The organism is Maribacter aquivivus (genome assembly GCF_900142175.1).
Classification (GTDB): domain Bacteria; phylum Bacteroidota; class Bacteroidia; order Flavobacteriales; family Flavobacteriaceae; genus Maribacter; species Maribacter aquivivus.
In genome coordinates this window covers 1,989,954-2,010,636 of sequence record NZ_FQZX01000001.1, presented here as the reverse complement: position 1 = coordinate 2,010,636, position 20,683 = coordinate 1,989,954, and the positions used below count along the sequence as shown (strand labels likewise).

Genomic DNA, 20,683 nt, shown 5'->3' with positions numbered 1-20,683 from the left:
AAAATTAAATGCAGTTTCAATACTTATAGTGCATTTAACTGTAGATACTTACAATCAACAAACGTTGTTTCTATATCGCAAAAAGTTCAGCTAAAGTATATTAGAAAAATAGTTGGTTAAAATTAATTAAATAAAATGTTTAGTTTTTTCTAGTGCGGTACAACATAAAAAATACACCGTGAAAAATATTTTTAAACGAACAGAATGAAATATAAAATTTTACTTATTCCCCTAATTGCAATCACACTTTTTAGTTGTTCTACAAAAGAATATTTGACCAATAACACCGATTTTAATTTTAATTGGGAATTTAAGTTAGAAGACTCCACATCTAATCGGTTCGATACAACTTGGGGAAAAATAAACCTGCCACATGATTGGAGTATCAAAACACCTTTCGACTCAATAAAAGGCGAAGGGGCTACAGGCTATTTATTAGGAGGCACCGGATATTATAAAAAAGACTTTACCCTAAAATTGAACGATGATCAGGTTACGTATTTAGTTTTTGATGGTGTATATAATAATGCTACTATAAGCTTAAATAATCAAGAATTAGGAAAACACCCTTATGGCTACTCTCCTTTCTATTATGAGATTACAGAACAATTGCAGAAAAACACAAATACTATAAATGTAACTGTAGATAGAACAAGATATGCAGACAGTAGATGGTATACAGGATCTGGCATCTATAGAAACGTAAACCTAATTACAAAAAACAAACTTCACATTCCTGTTTGGGGAACATTTATTAGCACACCACAAGTAGAGCAAAATAAAGCCACTGTTAAAATAGAAACTCAACTTAAAAACGGGTATTCAGAAGATAAAAGAGTAAAAATCATTACAAAAATTTTCAATAATGAGAATTTAAAGGTTGGTTCAACAACTAAAGAACAAACGATTTATCCAGGGGCTACAGAAAATTATACAACTACCGTAGCTATTAAAAATCCTGATTTATGGGATGTAGATAAACCTACTCTTTATAAAGCCATTACTCAAATTATTGAAAATAATCAAGTAGTAGATACTGAAGAAACTATTTTTGGAATTCGCAGTATTAAGTTTGATGCCAATACAGGATTCTATCTTAATGGGAAAAACCGTAAAATAAAAGGTGTTTGTTTACACCATGACGCTGGCTTAGTTGGTGCAGCCGTACCTAAAAGTGTTTGGAGAAGACGTTTAGAAAAACTAAAAGATGCGGGTTGTAATGCTATACGAATATCGCACAACCCTGCTTCCAATGAGTTTTTAGATTTATGCGATGAAATGGGCTTTTTGGTTCAAGATGAATTCTTTGATGAATGGGACAACCCTAAAGATAAAAGAAAGAATATGAATGAAAAAGGTGTTGACTATATTACCAGAGCTTACACTGAACATTTTCAAGATTGGGCAGAAAGAGACCTAAAAAACACCATCTTATCACATAGAAATCACCCATCAATATTTCAATGGAGTATTGGTAATGAAATTGAATGGACATACCCACGTAATGCTGAAGCTACCGGTTTCTTCAATAATATGGACTGGAGTGGCAATTACTTTTGGTCTACACCACCAAATAGTATAGAACAGATAAAAAAGAAGCTAGTCACATTACCACAAGCTACATATGATATTGGTAAAACTGCTCAGAAACTAGCTAAATGGACCAAAGAATTAGACACAACAAGATATGTGATCGCTAATTGCATTTTACCTTCTTCTAGTTATGAATCTGGTTATGCAGACGCTCTAGATATAATTGGTTTTAGCTATAGACGAGTTCTTTACGATTATGGTCATGAAAACTACCCTAACAAGCCACTTATGGGTACTGAAAATTTAGGGCAATGGCATGAATGGAAGGCTGTCATGGAAAGACCTTTTATTTCAGGAACATTCTTATGGACCGGTATTGACTATCTGGGAGAATCTAACGGAGGATGGCCTAAAAAAGGAACTCCAAGCGGATTATTAGATTTGGCTGGATTTAAAAAGCCTTCTTTCTATATGTTTAAATCTTTATGGAGCAAGTCACCTAGTATATATATTACGACACAAACGGCTGAAAAATCAAAATATAAAATTGACAATAATGGTAAAGTTATTGAGAAAAAAGAAGGAGCTTGGCAAAAAGCCCTCTGGTTTTGGCAAGATGTGAATGAACATTGGAACTACGATAGTAATCAAATAACAATAGTAGAAGTATATTCAAATTCTGATACAGTAGAACTTTTCTTAAACGAAAAATCATTGGGTACTAAAAAGCTAGCAGATTTTGAAGATCATATTTATAAATGGGCAGTTCCTTTTGAAGCAGGCACTTTAAAAGCCGTTGGATTGAAAAATGGAAAAAAAGTTGAATCACTCATAAAAACTAGTACTAAACCAAAAGCCTTACAAATATCTACTGATACTAAAAGCGTACTAGCAGACGGGTATGACACAGTTCATATTGTACTACAAATTATAGATAATGATGGTAACCCTGTTAAAACCGAAAATCAAAAAGTACTATTTACTGTGACAGGAGATGCAAAAGTGTTAGGCGTAGACAATGGCAGCATCACTAATACGCAAGACTTTAATTCACAAGAGCTAATAACAGATAAAGGGCGTGCTTTACTTATTGTTCAATCAACAAAAGATAGCTTAACACCAATACGTATAAAAGCAAGCTCAAATACATTAACAAGCAACGAAATAGAAATAACAATCATACCAAATAAGAAAAAACAGTAGCTACAGAAGAACTAACAGATAAATTAGGTATGATCAACATAGACTCATTAAGAAAGCATAATATGGGATTTGCAATGGGCTCAAGATTTGGATTTTAAATGGTTTATTCTAAGAGATTGTAATTGTTGCCAATTACCGTAGTCTAACTTAAATCAAGTAAGTATATTAATTACTTAAAACACAGAAGCCAGATTTAAAGATCTGGCTTCTGTGTTTCTATTACTTTTACTAGGTTATAATTGAAATATCTGGTCTAATTCAATCCACTTCTCACCATCTTTAGCCCAAGGTAGCTCCTGTTGATAGTTCCACATCAGATTCTCCCATTCTTGTACTTTGGGGTTATTAGCATCCATTTCAGCTTTTTTGGCTGAATCAAACGTTTGATCAACTTCCATAATCATGAACATTCTATTTCCTGTTAAATAGATTTGCATATCTACTATACCCGCATCCTTAATACTCTTTGTGATTTCTGGCCATGCTTTTCCCTCTGCATGATATGCTTTATATTCAGCAATTAATTTAGAGTCGTCTTTTAAATCACAGGCGTAACAATATCTTTTTGTCATGATTCTAATTTTTTAAATAGTTAAGCATTTTCTAGTTTAGCGGCATATAAGCCATACAAGCCAACTACTGCTATACATATCATTGGCATAATAAAAGAAAACTTAACTTCAGGAACTCCTAAAATCAAGGTATCTGCTAAATTATCTCCGCCTATGTCAATTATAGCACCTTGCATTAAAGGAAAAATAGCTCCGCCAACAATTGCCATTACTAAAAAAGCAGATCCTACCTTTGCTTCATCTCCCATATCTTTTAAGGCTATACCATAAATTGTAGGGAACATAATTGACATAAATAAAGAAATAGATACTAAAGAAATTAACCCGGGCATTCCAGGTATAATGATAGCCCCTGCACAACATAATACGGCACATGCTGCAAAAATATAAAGTAATTTTGGCGCTGAAAAAACACTTAATAAAGCGGTACCTAAGAAACGACCGCCAAGAAAAATACCCATAGCGATCATATTCATATAGGTGGCGTTTATGTCACTATTTGTAGACTCATTTAAATACTGTACATATTGAAAAATGGCCGTCCAACACATAATTTGTGCTCCTACGTAGAACATTTGAGCAATAACCCCTGGCAAAAAAGTTTTTTTAGAAAATATTTTGCTTACGGATTCTTTGAAGCTTAAACTCGTATGTTCTTGAACAGTGGGAATTTTAGTAAACACAATTAATATTAAAATAACCAAAACAATAACCCCAATACCTAAATAGGGGTAGCTAATTATATTTAAATCTTCTGTTTTAATTGCGGCTTTACTTGCTACGTCTAAAGCTGCATATGTCTCATCATTATAGGTCGCTGATTTTATCTGACTTAAAACTACAAATTGAGCTATCATCATTCCTGAAATAGACCCTATTGGATTAAAAGATTGCGCCAAATTTAACCGCTGTGTAGCAGTTTCCTTAGCTCCCAGAGATAAAATCAAAGGGTTTGATGTTGTTTCTAATAAGGCTAAACCACATGTAATGACATATAATGAGATTAAAAAATATGAATACTCTTCGTAAGCAGATGCCGGATAAAACAAAAATGCTCCAAGGGCATAAAGTGACAATCCTAGAATGATACCTTTCTTGTAGGTATATTTTTTAATAAACAATGCTGCAGGAATAGCCATACAACCATATCCGAAATAAAATGCAAATTGTACTAAATATGCTTGCGTCCAACTTAATTCTGGCATTACCTTTTTAAATGCTGTCACCATAGGGTTAGTGACATCATTAGCAAAGCCCCATAAAGCAAAAAGTGATGTTATAATGATAAAAGGTATCAATAACTCTTTACTTACTACAGGTATTTTTTTTGGTTGATTCATATTTAATTGAATTACTTTCATGGTTAAAATAAAAAGCTAATTGGATTATAATTAGAGTTTTTTTGTATTAATAGTCTAGTATTATTCAGTCAATAATGACCTATCTAAATGAACATAACCGCCGTCTACAGTAATAAACTGACCAGTTGTATGAGATGATTTTTCTGAAATAGTAAATAAACATTGGTCCGCTATTTCTGCAGGCATTGTCATTCTATTTTCTAAAGGAATTTTTTTAACGATAGCCTCAAGTTTTTCTTCTCCGTTGTCTAAAGTTTTAATCCAAGCATCGTATGCAGGTGTCCAACTTTCGGCAATAACAATGGCATTGGAGCGGATGCCAAACTTTATTAAATCTACCGCCCATTCTCTTGTTAGACCAAATACCCCACCTTTTGAAGCTGCATAACCAGAAGTACCGCCTTGCCCTGTTAGTGCTACTTTAGAGCCTATATTTAAAATATTTCCCCTAGTTTTTTTGAGCATTGGCAAGCAATACTTGGCCATGGCAAAATAACTGACCATATTCAGTTTTAACGAATACATAAAATCGTCTAAAGAAGCATCTAAACCTGCACCATCGTTAACACCCACATTATTTATTAAGGCATGTATTTCACCATACTTCTCTTCAATTTCACGCACAGCCTTTTCTATTTGTACATGGTCTGATAAATCTGTTTTTACGAACAAAGCGTCAATACCTTTGTCCTGTAATTCTTTCTCATAACCAAACCCTCTATCATTTCTACAAACAATGACCGGTATAGCGCCTTCAGCTGCCAAATGTTGAACTATAGTTTCACCAATACTTCCTTTTAATCCCGCAGCACCTGTAACGACAACTACTTTATCTTTTAATTTTAAATCCATATTGTTCCTATTATAAATTATAAAATTTCATTGCATTCAAACCCATTATTTTAGCCTGCTCTTCGCTATTGAGTTGCGAAATGAAATCTGTAACTAATTTTTTTACGGTTTTGTAATTTCCGGCCACTAAACATACTGGCCAATCAGAACCGAACATTATTCTATCTGCACCAAATGCTTTTAAAACCAAGGTCATATAAGGTGTTATTTGCTCAACGTTCCATTTTTTATAATCGGCTTCGGTAATCATCCCTGATAACTTGCAATACACATTTTTTTGCTTGCCAATTTCATTCATTAAGACAGCCCAACCGTTATAAAAACCATCTTTTATATAAGGTTTGGCTATGTGATCTATTACAAATTTTTGGTTTGGGAATTTTTTTATAAGTTCTAGAACTGCTCCTAGTTGATGCGGAAACACCAAAATATCATAGGTAAAATTGTAGGGTGCTAATTTTGAAATACCTGTCAGAAAATCTGGACGTAATAAAAAATTGTGATCGGCTTCGCCTTGTACTACATGTCTAAAACCTTTAACAATTTTGAATTTACTGTAATGTTCCAAAACCTCATCAATATCATTACCTCTAAAATCTACCCAACCTACAATTCCTTTTACAAAACTATTCTCTGAAGCCAATTCAATTAAAAAGTCAGTTTCTGCAGTTGTTTGATCTGCTTGTACAGCAATGCACCCATCAATATCATTTTCAAGGTATACTTGCTTTAGATCAACCGGCATAAAATCTTTTCTGATAACCGCCATTTCATCATCTATCCAGCTATGCTTTACCGGTTCATATTTCCAAAAATGTTGATGAGAATCTATTTTCATATGCTTATTTATAGCGCTTTTAAACATTCTTTTACCCCTACTTCATCTATGCTGTTGATACTGTTTGTAATAAATTGAACCAATCCATTATATGTAGCTAAATTTTCGCCAACGATTTCAGTATTGGACAATACGTTTGTAACTAAATCTTCTAAAGTTTGATGTTGCTCTGTTACCTGACCCCATTCATCCTTAAAAAATTCTAATATGCTGGCATCATCATTTACAGGGATATTTTCGCCGCCAAATTCTCCTTTATAAAAGCGAATTAAACAGGCTAAAGAAAATGCTATTCTCTTTGGAAAATGCCCATTAGTTTGTGTGTACTCCTTAAATGCCGGTAGTAAGCGAGCCTGAAATTTAGAAGTGCTATTTAATGATATGGATATTAAAAAATGTTTGAGGGTCGGATTCTTAAATCGATCAAGAACTGCATTTATAAAAGTGTCAATATCCTTTTCTGGAAAATTAGTTAGGGTAGGTTTAATTTCTTTCGATAGTACTTGCAAAATGTGGTTGCTAACCAAATCATCTTCCATACTTTCCTTAACTGTTCTTATACCTGCCAAATAACCTACAGGAACCAAAGATGTATGGGCTCCATTTAAAATACGAACCTTCATTTCTCGATAATCCTTTAAATCATCAACAAATACAACATTCAAATCAGTCTTAGAAAAAGGCAACTCTTTCTGAACAATTGGTGGTGCTTTAATAACCCAACTATGATAGACCTCACCAGCTACTAATAAATCGTCTTTGTAACCGGTTTGCTGCTCAATTGCAACCTTTCTATCGGTAGGGAAACCAGATACAATACGATCAACTAAGGTGCTGCAGAAATAATTACAGTTTATAATCCAAGTGATAAATTCTGGTTCTAAATCCCAATGTTCAGCATATTGTACAACCGTCTTCTGCAAAGCATCGCCATTATCTTCAATTAATTCACATGGTAGCACAATACAACCTTTATCAGTTGCACCTTTAAAATAATTAAAACGGTGATATAGCCATAAGGTCAACTTTCCTGGAAATTCGTGAGGAGGGCAATCAGTTTGCTTATCGCTAGACGAGAACTTAATACCTGCTTCGGTAGTGTTAGAAACAACAAATCTCATTTCAGGTTGCTCAGCCAAGGCCAAGTAATCATTCCATTCTGTGTAAGGCTGAATTACTTTACTAACCGATTCTACCAACGTAATCTCTGAAACTAATTTACCATTCCGTATACCATCTAATGCTACATGGAACAACCCTTCTTGATTTTTAAGTTCAGTATAATCGCCTCTCTCGGTTGGTTTTATGACAACCACACTACCATTAAAATCTGTTGTTTTATTCAGCACATCGAACATCCAATCGCAAAATGCCCGCAAAAAATTCCCCCCTCCAAATTGCATAACACGTAAAGGGTAATGTACTGGTTTATTCGCCGTTCTTCGGTTTAAAATTTTTAGTTCTGTTGATTTTTGATCTATCGTCATTCTTCCGCTACTAATATTAAAATTGAAAAATTTTATAAGGATACTCCTCTTTTCCAAGGAATAAAGTCATTATTGCCGTGTGCCACCGCTTTTGAAGCAAGTGTTCCACTGGCTACTTGAATAATATGTTCCAATATTTTCTCGCCCATAGTTTCTATAGAATCTTCTCCACTGATAACTGTACCGGCATTTATATCAATAATATCATTCATACGCTCGTATAAAGCTGTATTGCTTGACATTTTTAAAACGGGAGCTACAGGGTTACCTGTTGGCGTACCTAAACCAGTGGTAAAAACAACCACATTGCAGCCCGAACCAACAAGACCCGTGGTTGATTCTACATCGTTACCAGGCGTACATAATAAATTCAACCCTGGTTTGGTCACCTGTTCTGTATAATCTAAAACCTCTACTATGGGTGAAGTACCTCCTTTTTTAGCCGCACCTGCAGATTTCATAGCATCTGTTATGAGACCATCCTTAATATTACCAGGAGATGGGTTATTTTCAAAACCCGAGCCCACTGCAACTGCAGCAGCGGAATATGCCCGCATTAGGGCATAAAACTTTTTAGAGTCTTCATCTGTAATACATCTATTAATAATTTCTTGCTCTACCCCGTTCAACTCTGGAAATTCTGATAATACAGGACTAGCCCCTAAGGCAACCAATAAATCAGATGCATACCCTAACGCAGGATTAGCAGATATACCTGAAAAACCATCTGACCCGCCACATTCTAAACCTAGAACCAACTTACTAAGTGGTGCCGGTTTTCTAAAGATTTCATTAGCATCGATTAACCCTAAGAAAGTTACTTTCACAGCCTCTTCAATAAAGTGACGTTCACTCAGACTTTGTTGTTGTTCTAAATAATGTACGGGCTTATCACTATTAATCGCTTTCAACGCATTTTGAAGCATTGTAATCTGTGCATTTTGGCAACCTAAACTCAGTATGGTTGCACCAGCTACATTTGGGTTGGCGATGTAGCCTGCTAACAGTTTGCATAAGGTTTCAGAATCTTGCCTAATGCCACCACAACCACCATCGTGCTTTAAAAACTTAATCCCATCTACATTTGGAAACACCCTATTCTTTGTCATTTCTTCATGGGTAGTAAGTATAGGTGTATTTAATATTTTATCTCTAGAACTGCCAAGTTTATACTGTTGAATTAAAGCATCTGTATCTACAGAAAAATCTTTTAAAGTTTGGTATCCCAATTTTTCTGATAGTGCAGCTTCAATTACATCTAAATTTCTGTTTTCACAAAATGTAAGCGGTATAACCAACCAATAATTGGCAGTACCTACTTGTCCATTATCTCTATGGTAACCATTAAAGGTCCTATTCTCAAATTTTGAAACATCTGGCGCCTGCCAATTAAATTCAGTTTTAGTTTCATTAAATTCTGCAGAAGCATGTTTTACATTTTCTATGGTAATAGCACAACCAGCAGCTATATTGGTCATTGCTTTACCGATTAAAACGCCATACATAAATACTTCATCCCCTGATTTAAAATCGACAAGGGCAAATTTATGTTTCTGTTTTATATGCTCTTTTAAAGTAACATCTTTACCTGCTATAGTAACAACTGTACCCTTCTCTAAATTAGTGATGGCAACGATAATATTATCTTTTGAATCTATTTGAACGTAACTTTTTTGCATTTGATCAACTAAAATTAACTGTTGCCTTTATTACCCCTGTCTCTGGTTTTAACCAACTATCAAAATTTTCTATCATTTCGGTAAATGGAACTTGATGGGTTATAAAAGACGTTGTTGGAAATTGATCTAACACGCTAATTACATGTTCAAAATCTTCAGTAGTAGCATTTCTACTGCACATTAAAGTCATTTCTTTCGCATGTATTGCCGGGTGTGTATAGGTAAGCTCCCCTTTTGAAAGTCCCACCAATACAAATCTACCACCATGAGACATGTATGAAGGGCATGTTTCTAGTGCTCCCTTGTGGCCAGAAGCATCAAATACGGCAGTACATAAATCACCGTTCGTAATTTCAGAAATTTGTTTTACTGGATCTTCACCAACATTAATAATATAATCTACCCCAATTTTATCTTTTGCATATTGCAGACGTTCCTCATTCATATCCAAAGCAATCACCTTTGCCCCTGCAATCTGTGCTAATTTCATAATTCCTATTCCTATTGGACCACAACCAACTACGGCAACCGTTTCGCCAGGTACAATATTGGCTCTTCTAACGGCATGAGCACCAATTGCCAATGGTTCTACAATAGCCATTTCATCATCGGTCAAATTATTGGCAAGCAATAAGATATTTGTTGGTACGGTAATATACTCTTGCATTCCACCATCTGTATGCACACCTAAAACTCTAATATTCGTACAACAATTTGTTTTTCCGTTTCTGCATGCAACACATTCTCCACAGCTTATATAAGGCATTACAACCACCTTATCGCCAGCTTTGATTCCTTTATCGTTTTCTCCAATCTCAACCACCTCAGAAGCTAACTCATGACCTAATATTCTAGGGTATGTAAAAAATGCTTGATTACCACCATAGGCGTGTAAATCTGTACCACAGATACCTACCTTTTTAATTCTCAACAAGGCTTCATCTTTCTTTCTTACAGGTGTTTCTTTTTCTTTTAAAACAAATTCACCTGGTTTTTCACAAACTATATATTTCATTAATGAGGTATTTGTAACGATTGAAATTTTATTAAACTAGAATATATCTTCTACTAATAGTGCGTAAAGTTCGTTCATAAAGCCATTTTGGATTATAGCAAATGATTTAAAAGCTAGAACATATGATGTATAATAGATTTAAATTCACATAGCAACAATCAAAAAAATACTGATAATCAATTACTTATAAAAATTAACCATATTACTCATACGTAGTACACCAAAAACCCATCATATATTTTCTTAGCTTAATTGATATATTTGTTAGTATGACCAATCTCCTGTTTAAAATGAGCTCAACTATGAGTTCGCTATATTTAATCTTAATGCTGTTCTTTGGATTAGCGCATACCAGTTATGCTCAAAATTCTTTAAAATTTGAGCATTTGAATACCGAAAATGGATTATCGCAAAGTGATGTAAATGCAATTTTTCAAGATGATAATGGGTTCATGTGGTTTGGAACCCATGATGGATTAAATAGATATGATGGGTATAACTTTACACTTTTTAAACCAAATCCTAAAAATCAGTATAGTATCAGCAGTAACTTAATATGGAAAATAATTGATGATGAAAAAGGAAATCTGTGGATTGGAACAACTGGCGGAGGTTTAAATTATTTTAACAAAAAAACCGAAAAATTCAAGCAATTTAAAAGTGATGCCAACAATGAATTTTCTATATCAAGCGATTATATCACCTTGGTATTTATTGATAGTGATAACAGGCTCTGGGTGGGCACCACCAAAGGCATTGACATGGCAGATCTTTCAAAGCCAACAGATTCATTAAAATTTGAACATTATAACTTATATCAAAATAGTGATTCTCCTACTAGAAATAGTAACAATGTAAATACCTTTTACGAAGACAGTATGCACCAAATTTGGATTGGCGGTATAACTGGTCTTTCTAAATTATCTAGAGATAGTAATGGAGACATGTATTTTCAAGAAGTAAACGAACAAATTAACTTACCAAACACGCAAGTGAAATCAATAATTGAAGATACTTATGGTAATTTAATTTTAGCTACTAGTAATGGTTTATATCGATACGCTTCAAATAAAACAGAGAATCAATTACAATTTATTTATAGTGGCAACTTTAACACCATTTCAATAAATAACTATCATATTTGGGCAGGCACCGATGATGGTCTTATAGAATTTTCTAACCTATCCGAAACAAAATTACCTGAGCTAGTAGGGCTTTATAAATATGATCCTGAAAATCCTACTAATAGCTTAAGCAAAAATGCAGTTAAATCTTTATATATTGATCACACCGGTATCATATGGGTTGGTGTTAATGGTGGCGGAGTCAATAAATTTGACCCTCAAAGAAAACAATTTTCACATATAAAGAAAAACTTAGAATTAGGCAGTTTAAGTAATGATAAGATCAGAGCCATACATGAAGACAGCAAGGGGAACTTATGGGTAGGTACTGAAGGTGGTGGCTTAAACTTACTGGGAAAGACGGATAAAGAAAACGACTTTACTCAATTTCAGCACTTTACAAAAATAAATAAAGTATTTGCCATTGAAGAAATAAACTTAAAATCTAGCACCAAATTATTTACTGGCGGAGAAAATTCTCCTGGATTATTTGAAATTGATCTTGACACAAATAAAAGAATTGGTGAAGATGATTTAAAACCAATAACCCAGGTACCTAGTAGTGTATTTTCAATTTTACAGGATAAAGACCGTAATGTTTGGATAGGCTTCTACAATGGTGGAATACAGCGTTGGCTTATAAATGAGGATGGAGACACTTTTACCAAAAATAATTTTAGATATAACCCTACTAATGAAACTGGTATACCCAATAATATTATTAGAGATATTTATCAAGATACTAAGAACAATATTTGGTTTGCAACAGGTGATGGGTTAGCTAAATTACCATATAATCAAATTACTTCTAAAAATCCCAAATTCGTTAATTATAAGAATATACCTAACGATGAAACTACTATTAGTCACAACTACATTTTAACAGTTTTCGAAAGCCAGTCAGGAGATATATGGGTAGGTACTTTTGGCGGCGGATTAAATAAACTTATACCTGCAAAAGACGGCAAACCAGAACATTTTAAAACCTATTGCGAAAAAGAGGGTTTACCTAATAATGTAATTAAAGGTATTCTAGATGATGATCAGGGCAATCTATGGTTATCGACTAATAAAGGGTTATCAAAGTTTGATATTGATCAGGAAAATTTTCAAAATTACGATGTTAACGACGGCTTACAAAGCAATGAATTCAGTGAACTAGCTGCTTTTAAAACCAAAGATGGATTAATGCTTTTTGGTGGAGTCAACGGCTTTACCGCTTTCTATCCTGAAGATATTATAAGTAACAAAATAAAAGCGGAAACAGTTTTAACCAACTTTTCCATCTTCAACAAACCTTTAGCTATAGGTGCTGAAATGAACGGGCGCATTATACTTGATAAATCTATAAATTCTATTGACGAAATTGAATTAAAACATAATGAAAACAGTTTTTCTTTTGAGTTTGCAGCATTACATTATGCAGCCTCAAGTAAAAATAAATATGCCTATAAACTAGATGGATTTGATAAAGATTGGATTTACACATCTGCCGATAATAGGTTTGCAACCTATACCAATCTTGAGCCAGGTTCTTATGTCTTGCGAGTAAAAGCTTCTAACAACGATAACATTTGGGACGAAACACCTGTTGAAATTAAAATTACCGTAACACCTCCGTGGTGGCGAACCAACCTTGCCAAATTTGCATATTTACTATTGGCAATAGCATTGTTATATGCTTTTAGAAGGTTTACTATGATAAGATCTGCTGAGAAGCACCAATTAGAACTTAGAAATTTAGAAAAAGATAAGAACGAAGAAATTCACCGTCTAAAACTTGAGTTTTTTACCAATATATCTCATGAGTTTAGAACCCCGCTAACACTTATAAAAGGTCCATTAGACTATTTAATTAAAAAAGGAGAAAAAATTAGCCCCAAGGAAACCAAAGATCAATATGGGTTAATGAGAAAAAACACCGATTACCTATTACGATTAGTAAATCAATTACTAGATTTCAGAAAGATGGATCATGGTAAAATGAATCTTAATCTAAGTAAAAGTAATATTGCCGAGTTTTTAAAAGAAGTAGGTGAACCTTTTCAATTTCTAAGCCGAAAAAAGAATATTGAATTCGAAATAAAATCTTCGAAAGAATCAATTCTATCATGGTTTGATCCAGATGCCGTTGAGAAAATTTGTAACAACCTACTTTCAAACGCCTTTAAGTTTACACCTGAAGAAGGTAATATTCTTCTTGAAATTTTTGATGGTAATGATTTTAATAAACCAAAGGATATTGAGCTTAAAGTAGACCAATCTAAGTACATTGTTATTCAAGTAAAAGATTCTGGTCCTGGTATACCAGCTCATAGATTACAGCACATATTCGAACGCTTTTATACTGAAATAGGACTTACAACACATGTAAATACTAAGGGTACAGGTATTGGGCTTTCTTTTACCAAAAATCTGGTAGAGCTACACCAAGGTATTATAAAAGTTAAGAGCGATTCTGAAAGTGGTACTACGTTTTATGTTTGGTTACCAAAAGAAAAAGAAACCTTTGAAGAAAAAAAAGAAATCAACTTTCATGAAGTTTTTGAGGCCAACACCTTCATAAGTAAAGATGATGCAGACTCGCATGCCATCAGCTTTATGGATGATATCATTGACCAAAACATGACAAGGTCCAGGTCTAAACTGCCGTTACTACTAATTGTAGACGATAACCCAGATATTAGATCTTTTATAAAAAAGGGACTGGGAGAAAGCTATTATATCTACGAAGCAGAAAATGGTAAAAAAGGATTAGAATTAGCAAATAAGTTCATGCCCAATATTGTAATTACAGATTTGGTAATGCCGGTAATGGATGGTATAGAACTGTGTAATAATCTAAAAAACGCACAAGAAACAAGCCATATTCCTGTAGTAATGCTAACTGCAAAAACATCTCAAGAAAAAGAAATAGAAGGATTAAAAACAGGTGCAGATGCCTACATTAGAAAACCCTTTGATTTAGAGATGTTAGAATTAAAACTTGCTAATATCCTAAAAGACCGTGAAGAACTACGAAAAAGATTCAATCGCGAAATAACATTACAACCAAATGAGGTTACCGTAACCTCATCAGATGAAACGTTTTTACAAAATGCTATTGAAATTGTAGAAAAACACATGATGAATTCTGAATTTAGTGTTGAAATGTTGGTGAAAGAAATGAATATGAGTAGAAGTAACCTGTATTTAAAGATTAAAGAATTGACTGGCCTTTCATCAAGTGAATTTATTAGAAATATTAGATTAAAACGAGCTGTTCAGCTTTTAGAAAAAAGTGACCTATCGGTAAAAGAAATCATGTATATGACGGGTTTCAACACCGCTTCCTACTTCTCTAAATGTTTCAAAAAACAGTTTGGGGTTATACCAAGCAAGTACATAAGGTTAAACAATACCGATGAAATTTCAGATGAAGAATTAGAAGAATAAAACATATGTTATTATCTAAAAACCATCTGTGATCCCTAGTTGAACTAATAAAAGTCACATTTGTAATAAGTGTTAGCATTATATTATTTGAGTTATTTGTGATGCTCACTTCAATTGAAGTGAGCATTTTTTTTTTAAAACCATCAATCTGAAAATGAAGTCAATTCTTCCCCTTCTACTTTTATCTATATTCATTTCTTGTGATAGAAAGTCTAAAACAAAAAAAGAAAATTCAAAGCCCAACATTGTTTTCATATTTACCGATGACCAAACTTATTCTTCAATACATGCTTTAGGTAACTCCGAAATTATCACCCCTAACATGGATGCCATGGTTCATGAGGGTACTACGTTTACAAATGCATATAACATGGGTTCATGGAGCGGAGCTGTATGTGCCGCATCTAGAGCAATGCTTATATCTGGTCGCTCGGTATGGAGAGCGAATTCTTTTAGACAAAATTGGATCAATAATGATTCCATTGACAAGACCTGGGGCAAGCTATTGGAAAATAACGGGTATGAGACTTATATGACTGGAAAATGGCATGTAGATGCGCCTGCCGAAAAAGTTTTTAATCACACCACTCATATTCGTCCTGGTATGCCTAGAGATGCTTGGGATCACGAAACAATGGTTGCCAAATTCGATTCACTTTCAAAACTTAAAAATGCAAAGTCCGAAAGTATTATGCCAAATGGTTATAATCGTCCGCTTTCTTTAAATGATACTACATGGTTGCCTACAGATACCTCTAAAGGTGGATTCTGGCAAGGGGGCAAACATTGGAGCGAAGTTTTAAAAGACGACGCCATTGGTTTTATAAACTCCGCAAAATCTAGCGAAAAACCTTTTTTCATGTATCTAGCTTTTAATGCACCACATGACCCCAGGCAGGCACCGCAAGAATACCAAGATATGTATGCTATAGATGATATATCATTACCTAAAAGCTACATGCCTGAATATACGTTTAGACATGATATTGCCAACGGGGATAACCTAAGAGATGAAGCTCTAGCACCATTCCCTAGAACTGAACTTGCCATTAAAACCCATACAAAAGAGTACTACGCCAGTATCACACATGTAGATGCTCAAATTGGCAAAATAATAGACGCACTTAAATCTTCCGGTAAGATGAGCAATACGTACATCATCTTTACGGCAGATCACGGTTTAGCAATGGGTCAACATGGTTTACTGGGTAAGCAAAGTTTATTCGATCATAGTATAAGGCCACCTATGATACTAATAGGTCCGGATATTCCAAAAAACAAAAAGAACAATGTAGATGTGTATTTGCAAGATGTCATGGCAACTTCATTAGCTATTGCTGATATTGAAAAACCAACTTATATAGAATTCAACAGTTTTTTAGACATCGCAAAAAAGAAAGAGAATAAAAGTAAATATGACGCTATTTACGGTGCTTATCTAGATGTTCAAAGAATGATTCGAAAAGACGGGTATAAATTAATGGTGTTCCCAAACATAAAAAAATTGCTTCTCTTCAATTTAAATGACGACCCTGAAGAAATGAATGATCTTTCTAGATTACCAGAAGAGCAAGAGAGAATTAAATCACTTTTTCTTGACCTACAACAACTCCAAAAAGATATGGGTGACCCATTAGATATTACCGATTGCTATTCAATCAACCAGAAAAATTAATTATAGAAATTTAAAGAATGAAGCTTTATAAAATCGCAGTTTTCAAAATAGTATTAATGACACTTTTGGTTACCTCTTGTCAACCAAAAGAAGAAGCGGTAATTGTTGATATAGATTTTAACAAAGACTGGTTATTTGTAAAAGACACAATCGAAAATGGCGGAAAAATTAAGCTAGATGATAGCCAATGGCAAAAAGTAAGCGTGCCTCATGATTGGGCTATAGAAATGCCCTTTGACAGTATCAATAATGCTAGAAACGGTGGTTTAACCATTGATGGTATTGCTTGGTACCGAAAGCATTTTACAATAGGTAAAGAGAATGAAGACAAACAAATATCTATAGAATTTGATGGTGTTATGGATAATTCTAAAGTTTTCATTAATGGAAAATTTGTGGGTAAAAGACACTATGGCTACAGTGGTTTTGAATATTATCTAACACCATACATTAAGTTCGGCGAAGAAAATGTTATTGCCGTACAATTAGCACCAGAACTATTATCTGAACGCTGGTATCCTGGTGCAGGTATTTACAGAAACGTACGCTTAAAAATAAATAATGCAATACATATTCCGCAATGGGGAACTTACATCACTACTCCAATTGCCACTTCAGAGAAAGCATTGATTAAAGTTGAAACCAAAATTAAAAATACTTCAGAAAATGTTTCAGAAGTAACTTTAGAAACCACCATTTTAGATACTGAAAATAACAATGTTGCCGAAAGTACATCAACCATATCACTTTTAAAAAAATCTGAGAACAAGCAAATTCAAGAGATTGAAATAAATAACCCAAAGTTATGGGCTATTGGTATGCCCAATTTATATAAAGCCATAAGTAGGGTTAAAATTGATGGTCAGCTTGTTGATGAATACGAAACAGAGTTTGGCATAAGAACTATCGAATTTAAAAAAGAAGGTTTCTACTTGAACGGAAATGCCGTAGAACTCAATGGGGTTTGTATGCACCATGATTTAGGTCCATTAGGCGCTGCTGTTAATTACAGAGCTACAGAACGCCAAATGCAAATTATGCAAGAAATGGGCGCAAATGCTTTACGTACAAGTCACAACCCGCCGTCGCCAGAAATGTTACAAGTATGCGATAGGCTAGGCATTGTAGTCATTGACGAAGCTTTTGATGAATGGAAATTGCCTAAAGTACCTAACGGATATAGTAATTATTTTGATGAATGGGCTGAAATTGATTTGCGGGATATGATAAAAAGAGACCGCAACCACCCATCTGTAATTATGTGGAGTATCGGTAACGAAATTTTAGAGCAATCTAAAGCCGATGGGTGGAAAATAGCTAAAATGTTAAATGACATTTGCCATGATGAAGATAATACAAGACCCACAACTGCGGGCTTCAACTATTATCCTGCATCTTTTACAAATAAATTGGCGCAACAGATAGATGTGGTAGGGGTAAATTACAAACCCGCTTATTATGGTGAAATAAGGGAGCAAAACCCTGACATGATTTTTTACGGTTCAGAAACCTCATCACAAACAAGCACAAGAGGATTTTACGAAATTCCCCAGGCCTACACTGTCAATAAAGAGACCAACCAGGTTTCTAGTTATGATGTTACCGTTGGTCCATCTTGGGCATATGCGCCAGATATAGAATTTGCTGCACAAGAAGCTAATCCGCATTCTTTAGGTGAATTCATTTGGACAGGATTTGATTATTTAGGGGAGCCAACGCCTTATGGTGGTAGAGATAATTCTACCAATGGATACTGGAACGACGATTGGCCTTCTCATGCTTCTTACTTTGCCCCTGTTGATTTATGCGGTTTCGCTAAAGATCGTTTCTATCTATACCAAAGTCAATGGACAACAGAACCTATGGTACACGTATTACCACACTGGAACTGGGAAGGAAAAGAAGGAGAAACTATCCCTGTATACGCTTACACCAATGCAGATGAAGTAGAACTTTTCGTTAACGGTAAATCATTTGGAAAAAAAGTAAAAGGCAAAGATTTAACTGATGTTTTTACCGAATATAGAGGTTTTTTAGATTCAGGTTATGGCTTCAAAAGAGGTATTTACAAATCTAAATACAGATTATCTTGGAATGTACCTTATCAACCGGGCAGTTTAAAAGTAGTAGCATATAAAGATGGAAAGCAAGTAGCAACAAAAGAAATAAAAACAGCTGGTAAACCTGCTAAAATATCTTTACTAGCAGATAGAAGCACTATAGATTCAGATGGCAAAGACCTCTCTTTTATAACGGTTAGAGTTGAAGACGAAGAAGGTAATTTATGTCCAAACGCTGATAATTTGGTGAATTTTGAAGTTACCGGTAATGGAGTTTTAGAAGCCGTAGGTAATGGGAACTCTGCCTCTTTAGAATCGTTCAAAGAAAAACATATTAAATCGTTTTACGGAAAAAGTTTGGCAATTTTAAAATCTACAGAAACACCGGGCGAAATTAAAATTACGGCAAGTTCAGACAATCTAAATTCAACTACCATTACCATAAAAACAAAATAATGAATAAATACACTTTACTACCTTCTATACTTCTTTTAATTTTTTCTAGCTATACTACCGTCTTTAGCCAAGAGCAACCAAACATTATCGTAATTCTGACAGATGATCAAGGTTGGGCAGATGTTGGCTTTAATGGTGCCACAGATATTCCCACTCCAAATTTAGACAGGCTTGCAAGCGAAGGTGTCACTTTTTCAAACGGGTATGTGTCTCATCCCTATTGTAGTCCGTCAAGAGCTGGTTTGTTAACCGGTCGTTACCAAGCTCGTTTTGGTCATGATTGTAATATGCCCTATGATGGAGAAAATGATGCAAGTATTGGTACACCCTTATCAGAAAAAATGATTTCTGAAGCTTTAAAAGAGCAAGGCTATAGAACAAGTGCTATAGGAAAATGGCACTTAGGAGATCATCCAGATTTGTATCCACCTGCTCAAGGTTTCGATCATTGGTTTGGTTTTCCTGGCGGTGGAATGAACTATTGGGGGGAGTCAAAAAATGAAATTCAGACTATTTACAGAAATAGAAAAACAGTACCTGAAAATGAATTATCATATTTAACCGATGATTTTACAAACGAGACCATAGACTTTATCAATAAAAAGGATGATAAACCATTTTTTATCTATTTAGCATATAACGCACCCCACTCACCTGACCATGCAACTAAAGAGTATTTAGAAAAAACCAAACATATAGAATATGCCGGTAGAAGTATTTATGCAGCAATGGTAAATGCAGTTGATACCAATGTTGGTAAAATAGATTCTACATTGGTAGCTAATGGTATAAAAGAGAACACTATCCTGGTATTTTTAAGTGATAATGGAGGTAGAATTCAACATGCAGATAACAGACCTAACCGAGGGCATAAAGGCATGTTGTTTGAAGGAGGATTAAAAGTTCCATTCTTTATAACATGGTCTAATAAAATAAAAGCAAATCAAATTTTCAGCAAACCCATATCCTCTTTAGATTTATTTCCAACACTTTTAAATGCTGCAGGTGGCGATTCAGTTGATGAAAGTCAATTAGATGGTGTTGACTTACTACCCTACATTTTAAATGTAAATAAAGAAAATCCGCATGAGACGTTATTTTGGCGATCATCTGGCAATTTTGAGTATGCCGTTAGAAAAGGAAAATACAAGTTGTACAAAAGTGCCTATAAGAATAAAACACTATTATTCGATTTAGAAAATGATCAACTAGAGCGAAATGATATTGCATCTACAAATTCAGAAATTTGCCTAGATTTAGAAAATGAATATAAAAAATGGGATGCAAAGAATATAGCACCAGGTTGGTTAGACCCTCACGCAAAAAATGTTATCAAAGAAGAAAACAAATTGGAACAAGACAGAAATAACTCATTAAAAAAGAATTAAAATAA

General features: G+C 34.2%; 12 protein-coding genes. 5 read left to right on the top strand and 7 right to left on the bottom strand.

Features of this window, described 5'->3' with window-relative positions; translation table 11 throughout:
• Positions 1-204: 204 nt before the first annotated feature.
• On the top strand, positions 205-2,736 hold the full coding sequence (locus BUC31_RS08435) for a glycoside hydrolase family 2 TIM barrel-domain containing protein (protein ID WP_073243009.1): 2,532 nt from the start codon (positions 205-207) through the stop codon (positions 2,734-2,736).
• A 233-nt stretch (positions 2,737-2,969) separates the two neighbouring features.
• Here the strand turns inward: BUC31_RS08435 and BUC31_RS08430 are convergent, their stop codons facing one another.
• The 7 genes from BUC31_RS08430 to BUC31_RS08400 all read right to left on the bottom strand — a co-directional run bounded on the left by BUC31_RS08430 (position 2,970) and on the right by BUC31_RS08400 (position 10,540).
• Entirely contained in the window at positions 2,970-3,311 is a 342-nt protein-coding gene (locus BUC31_RS08430) for an L-rhamnose mutarotase (RefSeq protein ID WP_139251912.1), read from the bottom strand.
• 17 nt (positions 3,312-3,328) lie between these two features.
• The gene (gene fucP, locus BUC31_RS08425) at positions 3,329-4,648 is read right to left on the bottom strand and encodes an L-fucose:H+ symporter permease (protein ID WP_073243835.1); all 1,320 of its coding nucleotides are present in this window, start codon (positions 4,646-4,648) and stop codon (positions 3,329-3,331) included.
• 81 nt (positions 4,649-4,729) lie between these two features.
• Positions 4,730-5,521, bottom strand: a complete 792-nt coding sequence (locus BUC31_RS08420) for an SDR family oxidoreductase (RefSeq protein ID WP_073243005.1) — start codon at positions 5,519-5,521, stop codon at positions 4,730-4,732.
• Positions 5,522-5,531: 10 nt separating this feature from the next.
• Positions 5,532-6,359: an amidohydrolase family protein gene (locus BUC31_RS08415; RefSeq protein ID WP_073243833.1), complete on the bottom strand. Its 828-nt coding sequence runs from the start codon at positions 6,357-6,359 to the stop codon at positions 5,532-5,534.
• A gap of 8 nt (positions 6,360-6,367) precedes the next feature.
• Positions 6,368-7,846, bottom strand: a complete 1,479-nt coding sequence (locus BUC31_RS08410) for a tagaturonate reductase (RefSeq protein ID WP_073243003.1) — start codon at positions 7,844-7,846, stop codon at positions 6,368-6,370.
• Positions 7,847-7,878: 32 nt separating this feature from the next.
• Positions 7,879-9,525 carry a UxaA family hydrolase gene (locus BUC31_RS08405; RefSeq protein ID WP_073243001.1) on the bottom strand — a complete coding sequence of 549 codons (1,647 nt, stop codon included), beginning with the start codon at positions 9,523-9,525 and terminating at the stop codon, positions 7,879-7,881.
• A 4-nt stretch (positions 9,526-9,529) separates the two neighbouring features.
• Positions 9,530-10,540 carry a zinc-binding alcohol dehydrogenase family protein gene (locus tag BUC31_RS08400; protein ID WP_073242999.1) on the bottom strand — a complete coding sequence of 337 codons (1,011 nt, stop codon included), beginning with the start codon at positions 10,538-10,540 and terminating at the stop codon, positions 9,530-9,532.
• Positions 10,541-10,842: 302 nt separating this feature from the next.
• Between BUC31_RS08400 and BUC31_RS08395 the strand changes: the two genes are divergently transcribed.
• From BUC31_RS08395 to BUC31_RS08380, 4 genes are all read left to right on the top strand, one after another.
• Positions 10,843-15,099, top strand: coding sequence for a two-component regulator propeller domain-containing protein (locus BUC31_RS08395; protein ID WP_244534023.1), 4,257 nt, complete (start codon positions 10,843-10,845; stop codon positions 15,097-15,099).
• A gap of 154 nt (positions 15,100-15,253) precedes the next feature.
• Complete coding sequence (locus BUC31_RS08390; protein WP_073242995.1) at positions 15,254-16,774, top strand: sulfatase family protein; 1,521 nt, start codon at positions 15,254-15,256, stop codon at positions 16,772-16,774.
• Between the two features lie 17 nt (positions 16,775-16,791).
• Entirely contained in the window at positions 16,792-19,290 is a 2,499-nt protein-coding gene (locus tag BUC31_RS08385; protein WP_073242993.1) for a glycoside hydrolase family 2 TIM barrel-domain containing protein, read from the top strand.
• Positions 19,290-20,678: a sulfatase-like hydrolase/transferase gene (locus tag BUC31_RS08380; RefSeq protein ID WP_073242991.1), complete on the top strand. Its 1,389-nt coding sequence runs from the start codon at positions 19,290-19,292 to the stop codon at positions 20,676-20,678. Before BUC31_RS08385 ends, BUC31_RS08380 begins: the two co-directional genes overlap by 1 nt.
• Positions 20,679-20,683 lie beyond the last annotated feature (5 nt).

What these genes read in the sequence shown, in the direction of transcription:
- BUC31_RS08435 (WP_073243009.1), top strand. Translation starts at nt 205, where the DNA reads ATGAAATATAAAATTTTACTTATTCCCCTAATTGCAATCACACTTTTT.
- fucP (WP_073243835.1), bottom strand. Translation starts at nt 4,648, where the DNA reads ATGAATCAACCAAAAAAAATACCTGTAGTAAGTAAAGAGTTATTGATA.
- BUC31_RS08420 (WP_073243005.1), bottom strand. Translation starts at nt 5,521, where the DNA reads ATGGATTTAAAATTAAAAGATAAAGTAGTTGTCGTTACAGGTGCTGCG.
- BUC31_RS08415 (WP_073243833.1), bottom strand. Translation starts at nt 6,359, where the DNA reads ATGAAAATAGATTCTCATCAACATTTTTGGAAATATGAACCGGTAAAG.
- BUC31_RS08410 (WP_073243003.1), bottom strand. Translation starts at nt 7,846, where the DNA reads ATGACGATAGATCAAAAATCAACAGAACTAAAAATTTTAAACCGAAGA.
- BUC31_RS08405 (WP_073243001.1), bottom strand. Translation starts at nt 9,525, where the DNA reads ATGCAAAAAAGTTACGTTCAAATAGATTCAAAAGATAATATTATCGTT.
- BUC31_RS08400 (WP_073242999.1), bottom strand. Translation starts at nt 10,540, where the DNA reads ATGAAATATATAGTTTGTGAAAAACCAGGTGAATTTGTTTTAAAAGAA.
- BUC31_RS08395 (WP_244534023.1), top strand. Translation starts at nt 10,843, where the DNA reads ATGAGTTCGCTATATTTAATCTTAATGCTGTTCTTTGGATTAGCGCAT.
- BUC31_RS08390 (WP_073242995.1), top strand. Translation starts at nt 15,254, where the DNA reads ATGAAGTCAATTCTTCCCCTTCTACTTTTATCTATATTCATTTCTTGT.
- BUC31_RS08385 (WP_073242993.1), top strand. Translation starts at nt 16,792, where the DNA reads ATGAAGCTTTATAAAATCGCAGTTTTCAAAATAGTATTAATGACACTT.
- BUC31_RS08380 (WP_073242991.1), top strand. Translation starts at nt 19,290, where the DNA reads ATGAATAAATACACTTTACTACCTTCTATACTTCTTTTAATTTTTTCT.